Genomic DNA, 24,583 nt, shown 5'->3' with positions numbered 1-24,583 from the left:
GGAGTGAAAGGTATGGCTCGCGGCGCTAAAGAGTTGACAGGACGTCAAAAAGCTGCAATTCTTCTTATCTCACTCGGGCCGGAAATCTCTGCCCAGGTGTTCAAACACTTGCGTGAAGATGAAATCGAGCAACTAACATTGGAAATTGCCAATGTTCGTAAAGTCGATACGGATGAAAAAGATAAAATTCTTGCAGAGTTTCATCAGATCGCGGTAGCAAAAGAAGTTATCGCGCAAGGCGGTATTACCTACGCAAAAGATATTTTGCAAAAGGCATTGGGTGAAACCAAAGCCATGGATATTATTAACCGACTGACAGCCAACCTGCAGGTGAGGCCATTTGACTTTGCTAGGAAAGCTGATCCCGGTCAAATTCTAAACTTTATCCAAAACGAACATCCACAAACGATTGCTCTTGTCTTGTCTTATCTGGAAGCGCAGCAAGCAGCTATGATCTTGTCAGCTCTTCCTCAGGAGAGTCAGGCAGAGGTAGCCAAGCGCATTGCCATGATGGACAGTACGTCTCCAGAGGTTATTGCGCAGGTTGAGCAAGTTCTTGAGCAAAAGCTGTCTGCGACGGTTACGCAGGATTACACGCAAGCCGGTGGCATCGAAGCGATCGTGGCTGTACTCAACGGCGTGGATCGCGGTACCGAGCGTACGATCTTGGATTCTCTCGAGATTCAAGACCCCGAGCTGGCAGAAGAAATCAAGAAACGCATGTTTGTTTTCGAAGATATCGCTACTTTGGACAACCGCTCCATCCAACGCGTTATCCGCGACGTGGAGAATGCAGATCTGCAGCTCTCGCTCAAAGTATCCAGCGAGGAAGTGCGGGAAGTTATTTTCCGGAACATGTCCAAACGGATGGCAGATACGTTCAAAGAAGAAATGGAGTTTATGGGACCCGTCCGTTTACGCGATGTAGAAGAAGCTCAATCCCGTATCGTTGCTATTATCCGTCGCTTAGAGGAGGCTGGTGAGATCATCATCGCTCGCGGTGGAGGAGATGATATCATTGTCTAGGATCATCAAGATGGCCAATTATCGGCCTGTAGAGGACTCCGTGCTCCTCTCGGTGACGCCTGTACCATTAAAGACGGAAGAAAGTTCCGAAAGGTTGCAAGAAAATATCCAAATTATTAATCAAGCAGAAATAGAAGCAAAAACGATTATAGAAGACGCGGAAGAAACAGCTCAAAAGATCTTGCAGCAGGCGACTGAGCAGGCTGAGTTGTTAAAGGAACAAGTACAAGAAGAAATCAATCAGTGGTGGGAACAAAAGCGTGTGGAAGCAGCTTCTCTTTTTCAACAAGTACAGGAAGAAGCTGCACGTGAAGGCTACGAAGCTGGATATGAAGATGGCAAGCGACAGGCTTATGAAGAAAAAGTAGAGGCCATTACCAAGGCCAGAAAGCTATTGGAAGAAGCCTACAAAGAAAAGCAGCAAATCATCGCCGAGGCAGAGCCGTTTTTAGTTGATCTCAGTATAGAGGTAGCTAGAAAGGTAATTGGCGGAGAGCTGAAGCAATCACCAGAGCAGGTCCTCCAAATGTCCAAAAAAGTGCTGAGTCGTTCCCGCGTTCACGGTCAAATTACGGTGTGTGTCAATCATAATTACTTTGATTACATTCAAGAGCATCGCTTCCAGCTACTTGAATTGCTCGATGGACAAGCTGAGCTGGCGATTTATCCGGATCACACCGTTCAAGATGGCGGGTGTGTCATTCGTACCCACTTGGGTAGTGTAGATGCACGTGTGGATACACAACTAAGCGAAATTAAGCAGGCGCTGCTGGAAATTGCGCGAGGAAGTGAGACGACATGAGCATCCTCGATCTTTCAAAATACAAACAGGTGCTGCATGGTCTGGACCCGATGCGTGTAAACGGAAAAGTAACACAGGTAGTAGGACTTACCATTGAATCACAAGGCCCGGAGGTAAAGCTCGGCGAGATTTGCCATCTGTATCCTACGAATAGCAAAGAGCCGATCATTGCTGAAGTGGTTGGATTTCGCGAAAACAAAGTGCTCTTGATGCCACTTGGGGAGCTGACGTCCATCGGACCAGGATGTGATGTCGTGGCAACTGGTCAATCACTTGAAGTGAAAGTGGGAACGGAGATTCTCGGCTCGATTTTAGATGGATTAGGACGTCCGTATCAAGGCACTCTCCCATTTGGATTATCTTCTTATCCAACAAACAATCTTCCGCCGAATCCTATTCTTCGCCCTCGCATTAAAGAGGCGCTGAGTGTCGGAGTTCGGGCTATCGATGGTCTTTTAACGATTGGAAAAGGACAGCGTGTCGGTATTTTTGCGGGGTCTGGTGTAGGAAAGAGTACGCTAATGGGAATGATCGCCCGCAATACAACGGCTGATATCAACGTCATAGGGCTGATCGGTGAGCGTGGGCGTGAGGTTATGGAGTTTATTGAGCGTGATCTGGGGGAAGAAGGACTAAAGAGGTCGGTTGTAGTTGTAGCTACATCGGACCAACCTGCGATGATTCGTATTAAGGGTGCGCTGATTGCCACTTCCATTGCAGAGTACTTCCGAGACCGTGGATTGAATGTCATGCTCATGATGGATTCCGTCACTCGTTTTGCGATGGCACAGCGTGAAGTAGGCCTGGCGATTGGTGAGCCGCCGGCCACGAGAGGCTATACGCCTTCTGTATTCGCGCTTCTTCCAAAGCTGATGGAAAGAGCAGGGACCGCAGACCGCGGAAGCATTACAGCCTTTTACACCGTATTGGTAGACTCTGACGACATGAATGATCCAATCGCAGACGCGGTACGGGGGATATTGGACGGACATATTGTACTAGACCGAAAAATTGCCCAAAAAGGACATTTTCCAGCAATTGATGTGATGGCGAGTGTCAGCAGGGTAATGAGCGAGATCGTAAGTGATGCACATGGAGAAGCAGCGAGACAGCTTAAAAGACATTTGGCCACTTTCCGTGAAGCAGAAGATCTCATTAATATTGGGGCGTATAAGCCAGGTACTAACCGAGAAATTGACGCGGCAATTCGTTATCGGGATGTTATACGTGAATTTACGGCACAAGGGACGCACGAGCCCTCTACGTTGCAAAGTGCTATAAAAGCGTTGACGACCCATTTCGGAGGAGTGAACTAGTGTGAAGGTGTTTCAGTTTCATCTTCAAAAGGTATTGGATCTGAAGGAAAAAGAAAAAGAGCAGGCAGAGTGGGCATTCGGCAAATCCATTCAACGAAAAAATGAAGAAGAGTGGAAGCTGTACCAATTGAATGAACAACATGACCAAATGACCAATCTGCTGCAGGATGTCCAAGAGCAGACATGCAGCGCTGCAGAGCTCATTTCAATTACTCAGTATCAACAGTCTGTCGCCAGATCTATCAAAAACCAGCGGAGAACACTGCACGGATGTGAGCAAGACGTTGAGCGCTGCCAAACTCACCTGACGGAACGAATGAAAGAGTCTCAATTATGGAATCGACTGCGTGAACGATCTCTCCATCAATTTCTAGACGCAGAAAAACTGAGAGAGCAAAAAGAGTTGGACGAGATTGGCACTCAGCTCTATCTTCGTCGAAGCAACTGAGGGAGGTACACGATGGAAGAAATCCAAGAAGAACGGGAGTACGGCAGGTGGGAATGGTTTTTTTACATGATTGTAATTCCCGCGCTGTTCGCTTGTATCCTTGGAGGCGTGCTTCTGAGCTTACTGGGGATCAATGTGCTCGGCAATGTTCTAACCTGGGCTAACTCCATACCGTACGTGGAAAAATTGGTCCCGGACGATTATGTGACGGCTCCCGCGAAGGATGAAAAACCTGAGCTGATGAAACAGGTAAAGGGCCTGCAGAACGATCAAGCGAAGAATCAACAGGCTTTGGCAACACTGCAAACTGAATCCGCCCAAAAGGACTCTACGATTCAAGCGCTTGAGAAGCAGATAGAAGATCTGGGTAAGATGATGGAAGAAAAGCGGACAACAGAGGCTGAACGTCAGCAGCAATATGCGGATTTAGCAAAGGTTTATACTACCATGTCAGCCAAAAATGCCGCTGCGATCATCGAAAATCTCAAATTGACAGAATCAGTGACAGTTATGAGCAAGATGAAGCCTGCCCAAAGAGCTGACATCCTAGCCAAAATGGATCCGAAAACCGCTGCTGACATTTCCATCCTGCTAAAAGATTCTGTTGTAGCCAAAGACGATGATATCGCTGCCCTTCAAGATCGCGTAAAAGTATTGACAGAAGCTTTAAGCGAACAGCGAAATGGGCAGGACCAGCTTCCTGCGGGCGATATCAACAATTCTTTAGCGAAGTCTTTTGCTGCGATGGCACCTGATGATTCAGCTGCGCTCATCCGTTCGCTGATGGAGACAAATAAGGCGAAGGCATTAAAACTCATGACTGAAATGCCCGAGGATAAACGGGCCCAAACTCTCGCTGCGATTGCCAAAGCAGACAAGAAGAATAGCGACAACCTGGCGGCACGCATCACTGAAGAGTTGCTTCGATAAAAGACAGTAAATACTGCTCTTCTATCGTTTTTCATAGCAACAATAAAAAACAAGGAGGTGAACGAAATGATTGCAAACAGCGTAGTTGGAGCTTCTACCAGTGCAACAATGGCTCAGGGCGTGCCTTCATCCAAGGAAGGTACGGGATTGGGTGACCTTTTTTCTCTGCAAATGCTGTCGGCATTTCAAAACATGTCAGCAACAGATGAACTTGGTGTAGCACCTGAAGGCTTGAGCGAAGAGGAACGAAAAGCGCTGGAAGAAATGATGGCGCTGCTATCTCAGCTGCTTTCATCTGGTCAACATGTCCCAGAAGAGCTCATACCCCACATTGAGGAAAAGACAGCAGCAATTGAGCAATTATTAGGTAAGACGCAAGGGAATGTCGATAAGCTCAGTGATGAGTGGAAACAACTGCTTGCGAAGCTTCCTCAAGAGGAGCCTGCCTCAGCAAAACTGGAAAAACTGGCAGCTCTGCTTGAGGCCCTGAAAAACCAAAAAGCGAATGGGGAAACAGGGAAGCCAAGTTCAAGTGCAGTACATCTTCGTTCCGAGGTCATGGCTGGGACAAACACAACGCAGCAGGATGCTTTTAAAGCCATTCAGCCAATGCGTGTGAATGCCGGACTAGCCGCTTATAAACAAGAGGCAGGAATTCAGGCTCAAACTGTCCAGCCATCTTTGCAAGCAGGCTTACTAAATCAGGACAAGCCTGGTGACGAAGGCTTAACGTTTACAAATGCACCTGTGGTGACAACAACGAGTCAAGCGCAACCGGGCCAGACGTTCCAACAGCCAGGCGTACAAACACATCAGGTTCATGCAAATCAATTGCCAGAACAGGTGACACAGCTTTTTGTGAACAAGCTGAACATCAAGCAAGTAAATGGCGTCCATGAAGCGAAGCTGGTACTCAATCCGCAATCGCTTGGTCAAGTTGACGTTACGATCAAGTCTCACAACGGCGTGATTACCGCCCAATTCCATGCTGAAACTCAAGCTGCCAAGGACATGCTGGACAACCAGTTGCCACAGCTTCGAGCTGCACTGACTCAACAAGGCTTGCAAGTCGATCGCTTAGAAGTGAACCAGCAGCAGGAAACGGCTTTCAGCTTCCAGCAGCAACGAGAGCAGGCAAGACAGCAAGGAAAAGAGCAGGAACAACAGAAGCAATCGGAACAAGAATTTGCTCTTGATGCATTGGTAGACAATACCGAATCTACGGAAGACTTATGGAATCGTCTCCGAGAAACGACTAGCGGCATTAACGATATCGTTTAGGAATGGAATAAAGGAGGAAGCACCATGAACCATTTTCGTGTGGCGCAGCCCTATTTTCCTCCGAAAACGAATCACGTTACTAAAGCTACAGTACAGACTGCTCCAGCTAGCGGTAAACCGTTTCAACAATTTTTGACTGAATCGCTTGGCCATACTGCGAAAACATCGCCTCTGAGCTTTAGCCAACATGCAGCCAACCGTCTGCAACAGAGGGGAATTTCGCTAGAGGCCCCACAGCTGGAACGGTTAGAATCCGCCGTACAAAAAGCAGCGGCAAAGGGAGCACAAGAGTCTCTCATCCTGATGGATAATGTGGCTTACGTCGTGAGCATCGTGAATCGGAAAATTATTACCGCCGTAGACGATGGTAGCTTGAAAGACAATGTATTTACGAATATTGATAGCGCCATAATCGTATAGCGCCAAAAAAGAAGGGCTGGACCTCGAAGAGGAAGCCCAAGGCGGTTACCGACCGACAGAGGTAACCCTTGCGTGTGACATAGAAGAGGAGGAAACAAAAAATGCTTCGTTCCATGTACTCGGGTATTTCAGGTATGCGCGGTTTCCAAACTAAGCTTGATGTGATTGGAAACAACATCGCAAACGTGAATACGGTTGGTTTCAAAAAAGGTCGCGTAATGTTTCAAGATATTTTGAGCCAAAACGTTCAGGGGGCTGGCGCTCCTACAGACGGTGGCAAGGGCGGTACAAACCCGCTGCAAATTGGTCTGGGCTCATCTATCGCTGCTGTTGATACAGTATTCTCGGCTGGTAGCCCGATGACTACAAACCTGCCAACAGATTTATCCATTGAAGGCGATGCTTTCTTCATGGTTTCACCTGATGATGGAGAAACCATTTACTACACGCGCGCCGGAAATTTCACACGTGATTCTGTAGGTAACCTTGTTAATTCCCAAGGGTTGAAGCTGCTGAACGCAGACGGTGGCGTAATTACGATCGACCAGGCGACAGCTGTTTCCTACTCAATTGGTAAGGATGGCGTAATTACTACGGTTGATGAGGCAGGAGAGCTTGCGTCAGACAATACAGTGGGTGTCATGACCTTTAACAACCCAGGCGGTTTGAAAAAAATCGGAAATTCCTTGTATGAGAACACGGTGAACGCTGGACCTAGAGATGAGGATCCAAATCAACCAGTAGCACCGGGTGAAGCGAATGTAAGCATCATCGCTGGTCAACTTGAGATGTCTAACGTAGACCTTTCCGAAGAGTTTACTGAGATGATCGTGGCACAGCGTGGATTCCAAGCGAATTCCCGTATCATCACCACATCCGACTCTGTTCTGGAAGAACTGGTAAACCTGAAGCGATAAATAGGTAACGGGTAAATGCGGGGGAAGCATAAAAGTCCTTCCCCCCATTCATCCAGAAAGGAGCAGCCGATGATCAAATTGACCCGATTTAACGGCGCCACGTTTTATCTGAATATCACTCATATTGAGACGGTAGAGGCTACTCCCGATTGCGTTATTACTTTGTTCAACGACAGAAAGTACATCGTCAAAGATTCGGCAGAATCGATCGCTGAGCGTGTACAGGCTTTTTACCAGAACGCTCATCCGGCAACCGTAACACCCAAAATGCCGGACGATTCAAATGAATAGCGGGAGGCAGTGCGATGTTTCAAAATCGTTTGTTTAACATGGCTCTAATCATCATTATTGCAATTTCACTTTTAGGTGTGATTTCATTTGTGCTCTGGCAGACTTATCTCGCTCCGGGAGCACAGACAGCTTCTTCGGAAGAAAAGCAGATGAAACCGTTGACTGCTAAGGAAATGAAAGAGTATTCCGTTGACACTGGTGAGATTACGACCAACCTGCTCACGAATAACTACATGATTGTTCGTTTTAACATTACCGCTGAGAATTCTTCTGCAAAAGAGGAGCTTGAGCAGCGTTTGCCACAGGTCAATCAAGTGATTATTAAAACACTTGCTGGGTTAACACCAGAAGATATCAAAGGGACAGAAGGCGTCAATAAACTGGAAGCGAAAATCATGAATGAAATCAGCTCCCTCATGCAAGAAGGTAAGATCGTTCAAGTGGTAACTACCAAGCGAGTCTTGTCGTAAGGAAGCGATGAATGGATACATAGCAAGGAGGTGACGACATATGGCCGAGGTTCTCTCACAAAGTGAGATTGATGCGTTGTTGGCTGCCCTCTCTTCAGGGGAGATGGATGCCAACGAGCTGAAAAAGGAAGAGACTGAGCGTAAAGTCAAAGTGTACGATTTTAAGCGTGCTCTTCGGTTCTCCAAAGATCAGATCCGAGGATTGACACGCATTCATGAAAACTACGCACGGTTGTTGACGACGTATTTTTCCGCTCAGCTCCGTACCTTCGTGCAAATTACGGTTGCCTCCGTCGATCAATTACCGTATGACGAGTTTATTCGCTCCATTCCCAAGATGACGATCCTAAACATCTTTGAAGCCCCTCCATTAGAAGGTCGTATGGTCTTGGAAGTGAACCCAAACATCGCCTACACCATGCTCGATCGGCTTCTTGGTGGACAGGGTGCTCTCCCGGAAAAAATGGGCGCACTTACGGAAATTGAAACAACGGTGATGGAGCGTGTATTCGGTAAAGCACTGGATACATTCCACGAGGCATGGAAGCAAATTATTGAGTTGGATCCATATCAAGAAGGCTTGGAGATGAATCCGCAATTTATGCAGATTGTATCTCCGAACGAAATTGTGGTCGTTATCTCGTTCAGTACAAAGATTGGCGATACAACCGGGATGATTAACCTTTGCCTACCTCACGTCGTGATGGAGCCAATCATGACAAAATTGTCAGGACAGTATTGGTTCTCCAAGCAGAAAAAAACGCGTGATGAAGACGAGCGCATGCGTGTAGAAGAACGCGTTAAGACGGCAAACCTGCCGATTATCGCTGAAATGGGAACAGCAACGATTTCCGTAGGAGATTTCTTGCAGCTGCAAAAAGGCGATGTGATTCAGCTTGATCAAGCAATCGATAACAAGCTGAAAATTAAAGTGGGTAACCACTTGAAATTCCTGGGTCAGCCAGGAACGCTTAAAGGGCGCGTTGCTGTTCAGATTGATGAAGTCATAGAGGAGGGGGAGGAACAAAATGAGTAGAGACATGCTTTCTCAAGACGAGATTGACGCGCTGCTTCGCGCAAACAACTTGGTTGAGGATGAAGAGGAAGCTGATTCGGTAGAAAATCAGGATGTTGCCGAATATCTATCCCCGTTTGAACAAGATGCCCTCGGAGAAATTGGGAACATTTCATTCGGTAGTGCGGCTACTGCGTTATCAACCTTGTTGAGCCAAAAAGTAGACATTACAACCCCTACTGTTACTGTTGTAAATGTTAACGAGCTAGAAAGCGAATTTCCAATTCCTCACGTAGCGGTTCACGTTGAGTACACAGATGGTTTTAAAGGAATCAATCTGCTTGTAATCCGTATGGAAGACGCTGCCGTTATTGCTGATTTGATGATGGGCGGCGACGGTAGACCAGAGAGTACTGAGATGTCTGAGCTACATATTAGTGCTGTACAAGAAGCCATGAATCAAATGATGGGTTCGGCTGCTACGTCCATGTCCACGATTTTCAATCAATTTATCAACATTACTCCGCCAGGCATTGATGTGATGGACTTGGCACAAGGCAAGGGTGGAGACAGCTTTTCTGACGATGATAGCCCACTCGTAAAAGTATCCTTCCGATTGAAGGTAGGAGAACATGGAGAACTGATTGATTCAAACATTATGCAATTGCTCCCTCTCTCTTTTGCGAAGAAAATGATTGATAGACTGGTTGGAGGCTCTGAGGACGAAGCAGCAGCAGCTGTGGAAGCCGTGGAGATGCCAGCTATACCAGCAATCACTCATTCGGCACCACCTGCACAAATGGCGCAGCCAGAGCCTGTACAGACGCCTCCAGTGGCCCCTCCGCTTGAAGCACCTGCTGCACCGCAGCAAATGTATCAACAGCAGCCACAAGTGGGTTACGCACCGCCACCAATGGGGTATCCGCCACAACCGATGTATCCGGATTATTATGCACAGCATGCGATGCCGCCTGGTTATGCACCTTACCCGCCAGCATATCAACAACAGCCACCAATGGCACCACCGGCACCCCAGCATTATGGCAGTCCAGTTGCGAACCAAGCAAATGTACAGCCGGCACAATTTGCTCCACTTGGCGGGGCTCCGATGTACACAGGAGACGAACAAAATCTTAACCTACTTCTCGACATTCCACTCCAAGTGACAGTCGAACTAGGACGCACCAAGAAGTTAATCAGAGATATCCTTGACTTGTCTGCTGGCTCTATCATACAGTTGGACAAGCTGGCTGGTGAGCACGTTGACATTTTGGTGAACAACAAGTTGATTGCCAAAGGGGAAGTTGTCGTTATCGATGAGAACTTCGGTGTACGTGTTACAGATATCATCAGTCAGATCGATCGTGTTCAAAAATTACAATAAACCAATCAACACTTATGCATTGGGGAGGAACTATTCATGTCTAACAAAGTATTAATCGTAGATGATGCAGCATTCATGCGCATGATGATCAAGGAGATCCTGTCGAAAAACGGTTACAGTGTCGTAGGGGAAGCAAGCGATGGTGCCCAAGCTGTTGAAAAATACAAGGAATTGGGCCCTGATCTGGTAACGATGGATATCACGATGCCAGAAATGGACGGCATCTCTGCACTGAAAGAAATTAAAAAGATGGACCCTAACGCGCGGGTTATTATGTGCTCTGCGATGGGACAACAGGCAATGGTTATTGATGCGATTCAGGCAGGCGCAAAAGATTTCATCGTGAAGCCATTCCAGGCCGATCGCGTTTTGGAAGCGATCAAGAAGACCTTGAGCTAATGATGAAGATCCGGAATGCAGGAACAGGGATCATCTGGGTCTTGAGTCTACTCCTGTTGCTGCTTGTTTTCCCAGGTGCGACCCTCGCAGAAGACACTGTGGCAGATTCGTACAATCAAGGGAATGTACCAAAAAGCAATGCGCCTGCCGGCGGCGAACAGCCGGCGGCCATTCCGGGCACCGGAACAGGAAGTATGATTGGCTATCTCGTTCAGGTTATTTTTTCACTCGGTTTTATCGTTCTGCTCATCTATTTATTACTAAGATTTCTAGGTAAGCGACAAACTGCTCAAAGTCATGGGCCAATTAAAATAATTAGCGCCGCTGCACTTGGGAATGGGAAGACTCTGCAGGTTGTGATGATCGGAGAGTCTTTGTACGTCATTGGTGTCGGTGACAACGTTCAACTGCTTAGGCAGATTGAACCAGGGGATGAAGTCGATCTGATCCTGTCCGATGCAGAGATAAAGCCGTTGAAAAACCCGTTCACGTTCAGCTGGTTGCCTTTTGGAAAGAAAAAGCAGGCTGATGAAGAGCTGTTATTTTCCTCTGATGTGGATGGACAAACCTTTCAAGAGCTGTTAAAGGGACAATGGAAAGATATGAATAAAGGGCCAGTTCAAATGGACGCTTGGACCAAAGAGGAAGCTCAGGACAGAGGGGACCGAAAATGAAATATGTTTTGCAGGTGCTCGTGCTTGCTATCGTGCTGTTAGCCGTACCAAACATGGTGCTGGCAGCTCCTGTGGGAACACCACTCGTTCCGAGCATTGATTTGAAAATAGGCGGCGGGAATGGAACACCTCAGGAAACATCCTCGGCGATTCAAATTCTGCTGATCTTAACAGTACTTTCTGTTGCTCCAGCCATTTTGCTCTTGATGACCAGTTTTACGAGAATCGTCATTGTGTTGTCATTTGTTCGAAATGCTTTGGCAACGCAGCAGATGCCTCCTAACCAGGTCATTATCGCACTCGCTTTATTCATGACGTTTTTTATTATGGCTCCCACGATTGGTAAAGTGAATGAAACGGCAGTGCAGCCTTTTATGAAGGGGCAAATGACACAAGAACAAGCTTTTAATGCGGCGGTCATCCCGTTCAAGGAGTTTATGGCGAAACAGACACGGGAAAAGGATTTGGCGCTGTTTCTCGAGTTTACGAAAGCAGAAAGACCGAAGACGATTCAAGATATTCCGTTAAATGCTTTAGTCCCGGCGTATGCGATTAGTGAATTAAAAACAGCCTTTCAGATCGGCTTTATGATTTTTATCCCATTTCTTGTGATTGATATGATCATCTCCAGTATTTTAATGGGAATGGGGATGATGATGTTGCCACCTGTGATGATCTCCTTGCCATTTAAAATCCTGTTGTTCATCATGGTGGATGGTTGGTATCTCGTAGTGAAATCACTACTAACCAGTTTTTAGCGATTTTCCGTAGGGGCCTAGGAGGTATAGAGCATGACACAAGAGTTACTGATGCAGATTGCCCAAAATGCTGTTTACACGATCCTGATCGTTGCGGCACCTGCTCTCGGGATCGCCTTGCTGGTTGGATTACTTGTAAGTGTATTCCAAGCAACGACTCAAATTCAGGAGCAGACACTTGCCTTTATCCCAAAGATTGTAGCTGTTTTTATTACGATCCTGGCAGTGGGGCCTTGGATGCTGCGAGTCATGCTTGATTTTACGATGGATATCTTCGGGAATCTCCATCGTTTCGTTGGGTAGCGTATGGATCTCTTTCTGATGTACCTGCCTATATTTTTGCTAACGTTTGTTAGAATGAGTGCTTTTGTCGTATCTGCGCCTTTTTTCTCCATTAAAGGCGTGCCTAATCAGTTTAAAATTGCGCTCGCATTTATTATGGCGTTGATCAGTTTTCAGTATCTGCCTGTTCAATCCCAGATTCCCATGGATTTGACCTTTGTCGTGTACGTAATCAAGGAAGCGCTAGTAGGTCTCATTCTTGGATACATATGTGAAATGATGTTTATCGCCGTCCAAGTAGCTGGCGGAATGATGGATATGCAAATGGGACTTGCCATGGCAAACGTAATCGATCCGAAAACCGGCGCTTACATTCCGATTACGGGTAACTTTAAAAACATGCTGGCTGTTCTTTATTTTTTTAGCATTAACGGACACCACATGCTCATCCGCGGGATTATGAGCAGCTATCAAGTGATTCCGGTTGATAAGATGTGGGCTGCTATTGGCAGCGAGAATGTCATGATGATTGTGGTAAACGTGTTTATGAACATGTTCCTGAGTGCGTTTATGATGGCAGCACCCATTGTGGTGGCATTATTTCTAGTAGATCTCTCTCTAGGTATTATCGCCAAATCCGTCCCTCAATTTAATATCTTTGTTGTCGGATTGCCATTAAAATTACTCGCCAGCTTTTCACTGCTGATTGTCGTGATGCCAGCATTTTTGCTTACATTAAATGGATTGTTTGAAAATATGTTCCGGGCATTTGCCGAAATGATCAAAGCACTCGGAGGCTCACCATGAAGCAAATAAGGTTTGCCTATCCGATCGACCTACAATTCTTCAACGGGGAAAAGACGGAGAAAGCGACGCCGAAGAAAAAGCAAGACGCTCGCAAAAAAGGACAAGTTGCAAAAAGTCAGGATTTGTCTGCGAGTATTGCTTTGACGGCATTCTTTTTTTTGCTGATGATGCTCGGTTCTTCTATGCTAGGGACTTTCCAAAGTCTGATGCGAGAATCATTAACTACATATACGAGCTGGCAGGTTAACGAAGAGAATTTGAAGCTGTTGGTCGTTCAAATGGCTTTTGAGGCGGTTAAGATTGTGGGCCCTGTACTCGCCCTGTCATTCCTGGTTGCATTTGGAGTCAATTACATGCAAGTAGGTTGGCATATCAGTACAGAAACGCTACAAATGAAACTCGAGAAGATAGACCCCATTAAAGGGGCAAAACGAATCCTCTCGTTACGTTCCCTTGTTGAATTGCTTAAATCGATATTGAAAATCAGCGCTGGGATTTATGTTGCGTACACCATTTTATGGAACGAAATCGATCAAATCTTGCAGCTATCTTTAAAATCGCTAGGAAATGTTCTCTCTTTTACGGCAGCAGAGGTTGCCAAACTAGGATTATATCTAGGAGTGCTCCTGTTGATCCTAGCAATCCTCGATTACGCTTACCAGCGATATGAACATGAAAAGAACTTGCGGATGTCAAAGCAAGATCTCAAGGATGAGCACAAGCAGGCTGAGGGGGACCCGCTCATAAAAGGGAAGATTCGCGAAAGGCAGCGCAGCATGGCGATTCGAAGGATGATGCAAGAGTTGCCCAAAGCGGATGTAATCATTACGAACCCGACGCACTTTGCTGTGGCGATCCGCTATGATTCGAATGCGATGAGTGCTCCTACAGTAGTGGCCAAAGGACAAGACTACCTTGCTTTAAAAATAAGAGAGGTGGCCAAAAAGCACCGGATCATTACGATGGAAAACAAGCCCTTGGCCCGGGCTCTCTATAGTCAGGTTGAGATCGGACAACAAATTCCCGAAGAGTTGTTTAAAGCGGTCGCGGAAGTTCTAGCGTACGTATACAAGTTGCAGGGGAAAGTGAAATAAGAGGAAGGAGGATAAACGGTGGGATTCAAATTCAAGGAAATAGGCACGATCCTATTCGTCATAAGCATTGTGGTCATGATGGTAATCCCACTCCCTTCGGAGTTGCTCGATTTACTGTTGATTCTGAACATCTCCCTTGCATTGACCATTTTGCTTGTGTCCATGTATACAAAGGAAACACTGGAGTTTTCCATTTTCCCAACGGTCTTGCTCATTACGACACTCTTTCGCCTGGCACTGAATGTATCGACGACGAGAAACATTTTGTCGCATGGTGAAGGCGGGAAAGTAATTGAAACGTTCGGAAGCTTTGTTGTAGGTGGCAACCAGGTAGTAGGTTTCGTAGTGTTCCTGATTCTGATTATCATTCAGTTCATCGTTATTACGAAAGGTTCCGAACGTGTAGCAGAGGTAGCAGCACGTTTTACCCTGGATGCCATGCCTGGTAAGCAAATGAGTATTGATGCTGATTTGAACGCAGGGATGATCACAGAAGCAGACGCGAGGGCTAGACGGAAAAAGATCGAAAACGAAGCGGACTTTTACGGAGCGATGGATGGTGCGAGTAAATTCGTAAAAGGGGACGCTATTGCTGGTATTATCATCTTTATTATCAATATTATTGGCGGCTTCATCATCGGGATGCTCGTACATGGATTTAGCTTTGCTGAGTCAGCCTCCCGCTTCACGACGATGTCAGTCGGGGATGCGCTCGTCAGCCAGATTCCTGCCCTGTTGATTTCCACAGCAGCTGGTATTATTGTTACCCGTTCTACATCCGGCGAAGGTCTGGGTGAAGATATCACCCGTCAAATGTTCAGTTTTCCGCGTCTTCTGTATATCGTTGCTGGATGCATGTTCTTCTTGGGTCTGTTTACTCCGATTGGATTGTTGCCAGTTGCTCCAGTTGCGGGAATCATGACGTTTGCAGCGTGGAAACTTGATCGGAAGCAGCGTATGGAGATTCAAAAATCAGCGGACGATGTGGAAGAACAGCAAATCGAAGAAGTACGGAGTCCAGAAAGTGTGGTCAATCTTTTACAAGTTGACCCCATCGAATTTGAATTTGGATACGGCCTGATTCCATTGGCTGATGTGAAGCAAGGCGGCGATTTGCTTGACCGGGTAATTATGATCCGCAGACAGATTGCGCTGGAGATGGGGATCGTAGTTCCGGTCATTCGGATCCGCGACAATATTCAGCTCAGACCGAATGAATACATGATTAAAATCAAGGGCAATCAGGTAGCAAAAGGCGAGATTATGCTTGATCACTATTTGGCGATGAGCCCTGGCATCGAAGACGATTCGATTGTTGGGATTGAAACCGTTGAACCTGCGTTTGGATTGCCTGCTTTATGGGTAACAGAAGAGAATAAGGAGATTGCTGAACTCTCCGGTTATACAGTTGTCGACCCGCCGTCCGTCGTCGCTACTCACCTGACAGAAGTCATCAAGCGCCATGCACACGAGCTGTTGGGACGTCAGGAGACGAGAGCACTTGTAGACAACGTAAGGGAAACGGCACCTGTTTTGGTGGACGAGCTGATTCCTGGATTGCTTTCGATCGGCGATGTCCAAAAGGTATTGCAAAAATTGCTGCGTGAAAAAGTATCTGTTCGTAATCTCCAGGTCATTCTCGAAGCTTTGGCAGACCACGCCATGTTTACAAAAGATACGGATGTACTGACTGAGTACGTCAGACAAGCAATGGCCAGACAGATCACGTTGCAATTTACAGAGCCAGGGCAGCCGCTACGCGTATTGACAGCAGGCGCAGGCTTGGAAAAGGTCATTTCAGATCGCGTCGAGCAGTCCGAGCAAGGCAGCTATCTGGCAATGGACCCGGAAACATCTCAGAGAATTTTCCAAATCATGTCGACAGAAGTTGGAAAAATGATTAATTCAGGGCAACAACCTATCATTCTTTCCTCTCCGGCTATTCGGATGTATTTACGACAGCTCCTTGACCGGATGATGCCAGATGTACCTGTTTTGTCGTACAGCGAGTTGGAACCACATGTTGAAGTGCAAAGCGTAGGGATGGTGAACATTTCGTGAGAGTAAAACGTTACATAGTCGATACGATGCCAGAAGCGATGGAAAAAATCAGAGCGGATTTAGGGATGGATGCAGTCATATTAAACTCAAAACCTTTTAAATCCGGTGGCTTTTTCGGGATGTTCAGCAAACAGCAAATCGAAGTCATCGCGGCAGTAGATGAAAAAGGGTCCCAGCGTGAGGACATGAGCTTCACGGCATCCGATCGACAAAAGGACGTTTCCTCCAGACAACAGACGGGTACGTATACAGCACAGCAAGCCTATCGAAGACCAACCGTACCCAGACCGCCAGCGGATAAGCCGAATTCCGAGACGAGGGAGCAGGAGCCACTCCTTGAACAGCCAGTTGCCATTGCACAAGCAAATCAACTTGTACGAGAAGAGACGGCTGTAGCAACGGAGCAGCCGTTAGCGAAGCAACGAGCAGCTGCTGTAGTCCCGTTGAAAGAGGAGGCACAACCGATCGGGCAAAATGAGGTGCTTGCCAATGAAGTACGAGGTATGCGGCAAATGTTTCAAAAGCTGTTGGTCAACGATTTGAGTCATCAACTCCCGCAGGCAATTCAAGATGTACGAAAACGATTGGTGGATCAAGAAGTAACAGAAGAGCTAACGGCCCAGATTATTCGTCAATTGATGGAGAGCCAGGTGGCAGGCAAGGAGTGGACCAAAGAAGAAGCACATGCGGCATGTCGACAGATCATCTCCGAGCTGGTTAAGCCCAGATTGCAAGGATCAGCCAAATTAGATCAGAGTGTAGAATACGCCTTCTTTTTTGGACCGACTGGGGTCGGCAAAACGACCACGATTGCAAAGCTTGCAGCGAACAGCATGCTAAAGGAAAAACGAAAAATTGGCTTCATTACGGCGGATACGTATAGGATGGCCGCTGTCGAGCAATTGAAGACATACGCTAACATTTTAAACGTTCCCATGGAAGTAGTCTTTTCACCAAAGGAAATGAAGCAAGCGATGGAACGATTAAGTGATTGCGACCTAATTTTTGTCGATACAGCCGGACGTAATTTTCGTAATGATGAATATGTACAAGGAATTCGCGAGCTTGTCAAGCAAGGGACAAACAGCATGAATTATTTAGTGCTCAGCTTGTCGACCAAGTACAACGACATGAAGACGATCATTGACAACTTTGGGGATGTACCAGTGAAGCATGTGATTTTTACTAAGGCGGACGAAACACAAAGCTTTGGTTCGATAGTGAATGTTTGCCAAAATTCAAGCCTCGATCTCTCCTACGTGACGACAGGACAAAATGTTCCAGATGATATCGCTCTCGCTACTCCAGAAATGGTAGCAGCGATGGTCTTGGGAGAATGAGAATGCGGGATCAGGCTGAACGACTTCGAGAACGTATGGAACAAAGCAAGCAAGACCGAAAAACGAAGCTAATCACCGTTACGAGCGGAAAAGGCGGCGTAGGAAAGTCAAACTTCAGTCTCAACTTTGGTCTCGGGCTAAATCAGCAGGGACACAAAACAGTCCTGTTTGATGTGGATTTGGGACTTGCCAATCTGGATGTGTTGATGGGAATTACCCCCAAAAAGCATTTGTTCCATCTGCTAGAGCCGAATACGACGGTATGGGACATCATTGAGCAAGGACCAGGGGGACTGGAGTTTATAGCTGGTGGCTCGGGATTCACACAGATTATGCAGCTGGATGAAGACAAGCTGGATCGGTTGTTCACGCAATTGAATCCGTTGCAAGGCTACGCGGAGACGATCATTTTTGATACGGGAGCTGGCTTTTCCAACGAGTCGATACGATTTATGCTCTCTTCTGATGAAGTGATTCTGGTGACTACTCCAGAGCCGCCAGCCATAACGGATGCGTATGCAGTGATCAAGCTGCTGCATTCACGTAATCCGGCCATCACTATCAGATTGGTCATCAATCGGGTAACCTCAGATCGCGAGGGAAAAATGACTGCGGATAAACTGGCGATGGTAGCCAAACGATTTTTGAATATGGACCTTCATTCGCTCGGATATGTATCAGATGATCCACAGGTATCCAAGGCAGTGAAGCAGCAACGTCCTTTTCTACTTACATATCCGCAAGCGCAAGCCTCAAAGAGCATTCGTAATCTGGTTGGCCGTTATCTGGAGAGTTCAACCATGACTGATGTTTCAACGAATGGACTAAAAGGATTTCTTGCGAAGCTGAAAAACTTCATTCGATAAGGCAACATGTTGTAGGAAGGGAGCGACATTCCATGAGTAAAATTCGAGTACTGGTTACGGACGATTCTGCATTCATGCGTAAAGTTATTACTGATATTTTATCTACTGATTCGGAGATCGAAGTGATTGAGCGAGCCAAGAACGGTCTCGAATGCATTGAGAAATGCAAACAGCTCACCCCGGATGTCCTTACGCTTGATATTGAAATGCCTATTATGAATGGCCTCGACGCTTTGGAAAAGCTGATGAACGAGTATCCAATCCCAGTGGTTATGCTGAGCAGTCTGACGCGTGAGGGAGCGGAGGCAACCATTCAGGCTCTGGAGCTGGGCGCTTTTGACTTTGTGACGAAACCCTCTGGTCCAATCTCACTCGATATTCATAAAGTGGGAAATCGGTTGATTGAAAGGGTGAAGGCTGCTGCTTCTGCAAGAGGTAGAATCCGCAGAACGGATGGCAAAGCGAGCAAGCCAGCAAGTATAAGCCCAGTTGCTGCTCAGCCTGTTGTTCGCCCTGTTGTAACAAGTACGCCGCCGATCTTAACTAGGCTGCCCAATACAACCAAAGCAAGGCTCGTTGTATTAGGTACTTCGACGGGTGGACCAAAAGCGTTGCAAACGGTATTGACACAGCTCCCTGCCAAATTTCCAGCTCCGATTGCAATCGTTCAACATATGCCCGCTGGGTTTACAAAGTCACTGGCACAGCGTTTAGATTCACTGTGTCAAATAAAAGTCACCGAAGTCACAGACGGTGAAATTCTGCAACCGGGAACCGCGTATATTGCGCCAGGGGGTTATCATTTTGAAGTGCATTCCGTAAATGGTCGATTGCAAGCCCACTTGCATCAACAAGAGCCCCGAGGCGGACATAGACCTTCTGTAGATGTTCTTTTTGAGTCGGTCAGTCGATTGACAAATGTAGACAAATGGGCAATTATCATGACAGGCATGGGAAATGATGGGACAAAAGGTCTGAAATTGATGAAAGAAATCGGACCTGTTGCGAGTATTATCGAAGATGAGTCGAGTTGTATCGTGTACGGAATGCCGCGTGCAGCTATCCAAGCTGGACTCGCAGATCATATAGCCCCATTGGAAAAGATTCCAGAGGTATTGTGCAAGCTCTTGCACTGATTTTGGGAGGTGGATCACCTATGGATATGAATCAGTATTTGGACATGTTTATTGAAGAATCAAAAGAACACTTGCAAGCAATTAACGCCAACTTGTTGCTGCTCGAAAACGATCCAGGTAATATTGCTCATGTGAAAGAAATTTTCCGTTCTGCACATACGCTAAAAGGAATGTCGGCAACAATGGGATTCGAGGACATGGCTAGTCTGACCCATGAAGCTGAGAATGTGCTTGATCTCATCCGAAATGATAAATTGACGATCAACAGCGATATCATGGACGTCATTTTTCACAGCATCGATTTGATTGAGGGTATGGTCATTGATATTACCGAAGGCGGAGACGGATCAGCAGATGTTTCTATTCCAGTGAAAAAGCTTCGCGCAATTGTGGCTGGAGATTTTTCTGTAGAACAAGAAATTGCTGCTACAGCCGTAGCGCTGGATGAGGCTCCTTCGGCGGAAGAGACAGCTCAACAGCCTCAAGAGTATGACCTCGATGATTTTGCACTCATGGTCATGGAGCAGTCCAAAGAATTGGGCAATCAGGCTTTGTGGATTAAAGTGACGTTGAACGAGAATTGCTTGTTAAAAGCTGCTCGTGCATACATGGTTTTTGACCAGCTGGAATCCCTTGGCGAAGTGATTAAAACGAAACCAACCGTTGAAGATATCGAAAACGAACGCTTTGAACAATCTTTTGAAATCGCGTATGTCACCATGCATCCGATTGAAAAAATTCGCAGTGCAATTCTTAACATTTCCGAGATTCAGGATGTCACGGCCGAGCCTATTGTGATCAAAGCAAAGGTTGAGGAAGCACCTGTCGTGAAAGAACAGGCAGCTTCGACCCCTCAAAAAGCACAAGAGGCGCAGCCAGCAGCTGCTAGAAAGACAGGAGCAGGCGGAAAAACGATTCGTGTAGATATCGATCGTCTCGATATTCTCATGAACCTGTTCAGTGAGCTGGTCATTGACCGTGGTCGTCTGGAGCAATTGGCACGTGAGATTGGCAAGAGCGAGCTCCAGGAAACAGTTGAGCACATGAGCCGAATCAGTGGCGATTTGCAAAACATCATTCTGACCATGCGCATGGTTCCCGTAGAACAAGTATTTAATCGTTTCCCACGTATGATTCGAGATTTACAAAAAGACTTGAGCAAAAAAGTCAATTTAGAAATTTTTGGTGCGGAAACAGAGCTGGATCGTACGGTAATTGACGAAATTGGCGACCCGCTCAACCACTTGCTGCGCAATTCTCTCGACCACGGGATCGAGTCTCCTGCGGATCGGAAAAAGGCTGGCAAGCCCGAAGAAGGAACGATTGAGCTTCGTGCGTTCCACAGCGGAAATCACGTATTTATTGAAGTAAAAGATGACGGTGCCGGAATTAATAAGGAAAAGGTACTGAAAAAGGCACTGGAGCGTGGCGTCGTTACACAAGCCATCGCAGACAGCATGAGCGACAAGCAAATTCATGAATTACTGTTTGCAGCGGGCTTTAGTACAGCAGATGTGATCTCTGACATTTCTGGTCGTGGAGTCGGACTCGATGTAGTGAAATCCAAGATCGAATCGCTGGGCGGTAGTGTAGGAGTTGATTCTGTACGCGGCCAAGGGACGACCTTCTTGATCCAGCTTCCTCTGACTCTGTCAATCATTTCTGCGATGCTGGTACAGGTGCAAAATGAGAAATATGCCGTTCCTCTCAGCTCCATTATTGAAACGGCAGTCTTCAAGAAAGATCAGATTATGATGGCTCACCGCCAAAAAGTGATCGACTTCAGGGGCCGTGTAGTGCCGCTTGTATCTCTCCAGGATATTTTCCAGGTTCCGAGTAGTGGAAACGCAAGCGATGACGAGGTGGCTGTGGTCATTGTTCGCAAGGGAGAAAAAATGGCTGGTCTCGTCGTAGATTCATTCATTGGTCAGCAGGAAATTGTCTTGAAATCTTTCGGTAAATATCTGGTCAATGTATTTGCGATTTCCGGTGCTACCATCTTGGGTGATGGACAAGTCGCACTCATTATTGACTGCAATGCATTGATTAAGTAGAGGAGGGGCAGCCAGATGCTCGATCAAAAAGAAATCGTAAGCGAAGTCAAAGTGATCGTGTTTCGATTGAAGGATGAAGAGTACGGAGTAGAGGTGCACCAAGTAAAATCAATCGAAAAGCTGGAGCATATCACAAGAGTTCCGCGCACACCGAAGTTTGTCAAAGGGGTTATCAATCTGCGTGGTGTGGTCACTCCAATTATTGATCTGCGGAATCGCTTCAGTCTGGAAGACAGCGAATACTCTGAGGCAACCCGCATCATCATCGTTGCGGTAGGTGAGCTTGAAGTTGGATTAATTGTAGATGCAGCCAATGATGTCATCGACATTCCTGTAAATGCAATCGAACCGCCTCCAGAAGTTGTCGGTGGTGTCGAAGCGGCTTATCTACGTGGTGTAGCAAAGCTAGATAGAAGATTACTGATCCTTTTGAATCTAGATAAAGTTTTGAGCACTGAGGAAATAAAGCAGTTGGACGCAATCGAGGGATAATAAAATGGTCTATTTTACCAAGTTTGGCGATTTCCAATTTGACGTGCTGCGCGAAATCGGGAATATTGGTGCGGGCCATGCCGCTACAGCCCTCTCCAAGCTCATGCAAAAAGAAATCGATATGAAAGTGCCGCAGGTGAGCATTATTCCCTTCGATGAAGTAGCTGATTGTGTCGGTGGGGCGGAAACGGTAGTGGTTACAGTATTTCTCCGTGTAGAAGGAGACTGCCCGGGCAACATGTTTTTTATCCTTGATGTGGATTCTGCTAAGTATCTGTTGCTGCAAATCACAGGTATCGACAAGGACGTGTATGAGTGGGGAGAGCTTGAGGTCTCCGCTCTGCACGAAATTGGAAACATTTTAACAGGGTCTTATCTCTCTTCATTGGCAGATTTAACAAAGCTGAATCTACAGCCATCAGTTCCTGCACTGGCTGTAGATATGGCGGGTGCCATTCTTAGCTATGGATTGATTGAGTTGGGTCAAGCGGGTGACTTTGCCCTCACGATTGACACAGCCTTTTTTGAAGGTAATGAGCAAGTGAAGGGAAATTTTTTTCTGATTCCTGATCCAGAATCGCTACCCATTCTATTTCATTCACTAGGAGTTCCGTTTGATGGAGATTATTAAGATTGGTATGGCCGATCTCGGTGTGGCAAAGCCTCCGAGTCGGCTGCGTACCACCGGTTTAGGCTCATGCGTGGGGGTTGTCCTCTACGATAGCACTCATAAAATTGCTGGCATGGCACATGTGATGCTGCCCGAATCATCTCTGGCAAAAAGTGGGGAACTATCCATAGGGAAGTATGCGGACACCGCTATTCCTCACCTTATTCATCTGATGGAGCGTGCCGGTGCATCGACGCGCTATATCGTGGCAAAGCTGGCCGGCGGCGCTCAAATGTTTGCATTCTTAGGGAACAATGACACGATGCGGATCGGACCAAGAAATGTGGAAGCTTGCAAGCTGGCTTTGAAGGATGCCCATATAAAGATAGTGGCGGAGGATACAGGGGGAAACTGCGGTCGGACAATAGAACTCGATGCCACAAACGGGATGCTTCAAATCCGTACAGTAAATCAAGGTGTGAAGGAAGTATAAGTATGCTGGGAACCATTTGGATTAATATAGGCTTGGGATTGCTTGCATTTGTCGTGACGTTGGTTGCAGCAGGGGCGGGTAATGTATGGCTAGTCTCCTTAGTACGAGCTGGCATCGCATTCGTCGTATTTTTCCTCGTCGCATTTCCAATCCGTTGGGTGGTTGCATTCATCACGCATACATCCGCGAGTCCAGTTGGTGAAGCAGGGGAAGCCGTGTCAGGGGAGCCAGTGGCTCCTCTGGAAAATCCTCAAAAGGATCAGGAGCAGGAGGATCCGGAGGAACCGTTTTCCCCACTTTCCTTGTCCAAGATGGAGAGGATTCAACCAATTGAGGATCCCACCACCGTTGCAGAGGTCGTTAGACGCTTATCAGATGAGTAAAGGTTGGTGACTAATCGTGGCACGGCTAACAAGTCAAGAGAAAACAAAAGAATTTGATAAATGGGTTATGTGGAAGCAAGAAGGCAGTCGCGAAGCGGAAGTCGATTTGATCACGCGCTTTTTACCACTGGTTGACAAGGTAGCGAATCGATTGGCGATTAACTTACCTGCAAATGTAGATAAGGATGACTTGATTAGCTACGGCCGTTTTGGTCTCTTAGATGCTTTAGCCAAGTTTGACCATACAAGGGGTCTACAATTCGAAACATATGCGATGTGGCGCATACGGGGGGCAATGATTGACGGGCTGCGTGAGAATGACTGGATTCCTCGGACAGTGCGGGACAAGGCTAAAAAAATCGAAGAAGCGTATACCACTTTGGAACAGCAAATGCTACGTATGCCAACCGATCGAGAAGTTTCCGATTATCTCGGGATAAGCGAGAAAGATCTGCAGCAAGTGTTTTTGGAAACGTCCCTAGCTTCCATGGTGTCTATAGATGAAGCAGTTGGTGACGAAGATGAACAAAAGACGGCACGACACTCCTATATTGTCGATGATGTAACACCACGTCCTGAAACGGTTGCGGAGGTAACCAGTCTAAAGGAAGTGTTGGTTACGGTTATTGATAAGCTTCCTGAAAAAGAACGTCTTGTCGTTTCGTTATTTTATTTTGAAGAAATGACATTATCGGAAATCGCTGAAATCATGAGCCTGTCGCCATCGCGTATTTCACAACTTCATTCCAAGGCTCTATTCCGTCTGCGTTCTGCGTTATCTAGATGGAAGACGCAATTGATGTAGGTACGACAATACCCAATCTTGAGAGGGGT

The 24,583-nt window shown here is 46.7% G+C and carries 28 protein-coding genes; all 28 read left to right on the top strand.

The features are described from left to right. Nucleotides 1–12 precede the first annotated feature (12 nt). The 28 genes from fliG to SB752_RS18710 all read left to right on the top strand — a co-directional run bounded on the left by fliG (nt 13) and on the right by SB752_RS18710 (nt 24,554). Nucleotides 13–1,026 carry a flagellar motor switch protein FliG gene (gene fliG / locus SB752_RS18845; protein ID WP_103105944.1) on the top strand — a complete coding sequence of 338 codons (1,014 nt, stop codon included), beginning with the start codon at nt 13–15 and terminating at the stop codon, nt 1,024–1,026. Further along, nucleotides 1,010–1,828 carry a flagellar assembly protein FliH gene (gene fliH, locus SB752_RS18840; RefSeq protein WP_410717117.1) on the top strand — a complete coding sequence of 273 codons (819 nt, stop codon included), beginning with the start codon at nt 1,010–1,012 and terminating at the stop codon, nt 1,826–1,828. Before fliG ends, fliH begins: the two co-directional genes overlap by 17 nt. Then, nucleotides 1,825–3,144: a flagellar protein export ATPase FliI gene (gene fliI / locus SB752_RS18835; RefSeq protein ID WP_410717116.1), complete on the top strand. Its 1,320-nt coding sequence runs from the start codon at nt 1,825–1,827 to the stop codon at nt 3,142–3,144. Before fliH ends, fliI begins: the two co-directional genes overlap by 4 nt. A 1-nt stretch (nt 3,145) precedes the next feature. Beyond that, a complete protein-coding gene (fliJ, locus tag SB752_RS18830) occupies nt 3,146–3,592 on the top strand; it encodes a flagellar export protein FliJ (protein ID WP_410717115.1) in 447 nt (148 codons plus the stop codon). A gap of 12 nt (nt 3,593–3,604) precedes the next feature. Continuing rightward, nucleotides 3,605–4,522 carry a MotE family protein gene (locus SB752_RS18825; protein ID WP_410717114.1) on the top strand — a complete coding sequence of 306 codons (918 nt, stop codon included), beginning with the start codon at nt 3,605–3,607 and terminating at the stop codon, nt 4,520–4,522. 66 nt (nt 4,523–4,588) lie between these two features. Next, nucleotides 4,589–5,803 (top strand): flagellar hook-length control protein FliK, encoded by a 1,215-nt coding sequence (locus tag SB752_RS18820; RefSeq protein WP_410717113.1) that lies wholly within the window; start codon nt 4,589–4,591, stop codon nt 5,801–5,803. A 24-nt stretch (nt 5,804–5,827) separates the two neighbouring features. Then, nucleotides 5,828–6,223, top strand: coding sequence for a TIGR02530 family flagellar biosynthesis protein (locus tag SB752_RS18815; RefSeq protein WP_410717112.1), 396 nt, complete (start codon nt 5,828–5,830; stop codon nt 6,221–6,223). A 101-nt stretch (nt 6,224–6,324) separates the two neighbouring features. Then, entirely contained in the window at nt 6,325–7,140 is an 816-nt protein-coding gene (flgG, locus tag SB752_RS18810) for a flagellar basal body rod protein FlgG (protein ID WP_410717111.1), read from the top strand. A gap of 69 nt (nt 7,141–7,209) precedes the next feature. Next, entirely contained in the window at nt 7,210–7,431 is a 222-nt protein-coding gene (locus SB752_RS18805; protein ID WP_049738778.1) for a flagellar FlbD family protein, read from the top strand. A gap of 14 nt (nt 7,432–7,445) precedes the next feature. Beyond that, nucleotides 7,446–7,901: a flagellar basal body-associated FliL family protein gene (locus tag SB752_RS18800; RefSeq protein WP_410717110.1), complete on the top strand. Its 456-nt coding sequence runs from the start codon at nt 7,446–7,448 to the stop codon at nt 7,899–7,901. 40 nt (nt 7,902–7,941) lie between these two features. Beyond that, nucleotides 7,942–8,937 carry a flagellar motor switch protein FliM gene (gene fliM, locus SB752_RS18795; protein WP_289136452.1) on the top strand — a complete coding sequence of 332 codons (996 nt, stop codon included), beginning with the start codon at nt 7,942–7,944 and terminating at the stop codon, nt 8,935–8,937. Next, nucleotides 8,930–10,300, top strand: a complete 1,371-nt coding sequence (fliY, locus tag SB752_RS18790; protein WP_410717109.1) for a flagellar motor switch phosphatase FliY — start codon at nt 8,930–8,932, stop codon at nt 10,298–10,300. The genes fliM and fliY overlap by 8 nt, the downstream gene beginning before the upstream one ends. Nucleotides 10,301–10,336: 36 nt before the next feature. Further along, complete coding sequence (locus SB752_RS18785; RefSeq protein ID WP_103105955.1) at nt 10,337–10,699, top strand: response regulator; 363 nt, start codon at nt 10,337–10,339, stop codon at nt 10,697–10,699. Beyond that, entirely contained in the window at nt 10,699–11,373 is a 675-nt protein-coding gene (locus SB752_RS18780; RefSeq protein ID WP_410717108.1) for a flagellar biosynthetic protein FliO, read from the top strand. Before SB752_RS18785 ends, SB752_RS18780 begins: the two co-directional genes overlap by 1 nt. Next, nucleotides 11,370–12,131, top strand: coding sequence for a flagellar type III secretion system pore protein FliP (fliP, locus tag SB752_RS18775; RefSeq protein ID WP_213022410.1), 762 nt, complete (start codon nt 11,370–11,372; stop codon nt 12,129–12,131). Before SB752_RS18780 ends, fliP begins: the two co-directional genes overlap by 4 nt. A gap of 33 nt (nt 12,132–12,164) precedes the next feature. Further along, a complete protein-coding gene (fliQ, locus tag SB752_RS18770; protein WP_103105958.1) occupies nt 12,165–12,434 on the top strand; it encodes a flagellar biosynthesis protein FliQ in 270 nt (89 codons plus the stop codon). A 3-nt stretch (nt 12,435–12,437) separates the two neighbouring features. Continuing rightward, the gene (gene fliR, locus SB752_RS18765) at nt 12,438–13,220 is read left to right on the top strand and encodes a flagellar biosynthetic protein FliR (protein ID WP_410717107.1); all 783 of its coding nucleotides are present in this window, start codon (nt 12,438–12,440) and stop codon (nt 13,218–13,220) included. Beyond that, nucleotides 13,217–14,314 carry a flagellar biosynthesis protein FlhB gene (gene flhB, locus SB752_RS18760; RefSeq protein ID WP_410717106.1) on the top strand — a complete coding sequence of 366 codons (1,098 nt, stop codon included), beginning with the start codon at nt 13,217–13,219 and terminating at the stop codon, nt 14,312–14,314. Before fliR ends, flhB begins: the two co-directional genes overlap by 4 nt. A gap of 18 nt (nt 14,315–14,332) precedes the next feature. After that, nucleotides 14,333–16,375, top strand: coding sequence for a flagellar biosynthesis protein FlhA (flhA, locus tag SB752_RS18755; protein WP_410717105.1), 2,043 nt, complete (start codon nt 14,333–14,335; stop codon nt 16,373–16,375). Next, nucleotides 16,372–17,715, top strand: coding sequence for a flagellar biosynthesis GTPase FlhF (gene flhF, locus SB752_RS18750; protein WP_410717104.1), 1,344 nt, complete (start codon nt 16,372–16,374; stop codon nt 17,713–17,715). The genes flhA and flhF overlap by 4 nt, the downstream gene beginning before the upstream one ends. Before the next feature lie 2 nt (nt 17,716–17,717). Further along, the gene (locus SB752_RS18745) at nt 17,718–18,581 is read left to right on the top strand and encodes a MinD/ParA family protein (RefSeq protein WP_410717103.1); all 864 of its coding nucleotides are present in this window, start codon (nt 17,718–17,720) and stop codon (nt 18,579–18,581) included. Nucleotides 18,582–18,613: 32 nt separating this feature from the next. Continuing rightward, nucleotides 18,614–19,717 (top strand): protein-glutamate methylesterase/protein-glutamine glutaminase, encoded by a 1,104-nt coding sequence (locus tag SB752_RS18740; protein ID WP_410717102.1) that lies wholly within the window; start codon nt 18,614–18,616, stop codon nt 19,715–19,717. 20 nt (nt 19,718–19,737) lie between these two features. Further along, entirely contained in the window at nt 19,738–21,771 is a 2,034-nt protein-coding gene (locus SB752_RS18735) for a chemotaxis protein CheW (protein ID WP_410717101.1), read from the top strand. A 15-nt stretch (nt 21,772–21,786) separates the two neighbouring features. Further along, nucleotides 21,787–22,263 carry a chemotaxis protein CheW gene (locus tag SB752_RS18730; RefSeq protein ID WP_103105966.1) on the top strand — a complete coding sequence of 159 codons (477 nt, stop codon included), beginning with the start codon at nt 21,787–21,789 and terminating at the stop codon, nt 22,261–22,263. 4 nt (nt 22,264–22,267) lie between these two features. After that, complete coding sequence (locus tag SB752_RS18725) at nt 22,268–22,894, top strand: chemotaxis protein CheC (RefSeq protein WP_103105967.1); 627 nt, start codon at nt 22,268–22,270, stop codon at nt 22,892–22,894. Next, nucleotides 22,881–23,366 (top strand): chemotaxis protein CheD, encoded by a 486-nt coding sequence (locus SB752_RS18720; RefSeq protein ID WP_410717100.1) that lies wholly within the window; start codon nt 22,881–22,883, stop codon nt 23,364–23,366. Before SB752_RS18725 ends, SB752_RS18720 begins: the two co-directional genes overlap by 14 nt. Before the next feature lie 2 nt (nt 23,367–23,368). Next, nucleotides 23,369–23,749 (top strand): hypothetical protein, encoded by a 381-nt coding sequence (locus SB752_RS18715; RefSeq protein WP_410717099.1) that lies wholly within the window; start codon nt 23,369–23,371, stop codon nt 23,747–23,749. Nucleotides 23,750–23,765: 16 nt separating this feature from the next. Then, nucleotides 23,766–24,554: a FliA/WhiG family RNA polymerase sigma factor gene (locus tag SB752_RS18710; RefSeq protein WP_103105970.1), complete on the top strand. Its 789-nt coding sequence runs from the start codon at nt 23,766–23,768 to the stop codon at nt 24,552–24,554. Nucleotides 24,555–24,583: the final 29 nt, after the last annotated feature.

Origin of the sequence: Brevibacillus sp. SIMBA_040 (assembly GCF_046535075.1) — a bacterium.
Lineage (GTDB): Bacteria > Bacillota > Bacilli > Brevibacillales > Brevibacillaceae > Brevibacillus.
Note: the sequence above shows the minus strand (reverse complement) of the source record. Positions and strands in the feature narration are given on the sequence as shown.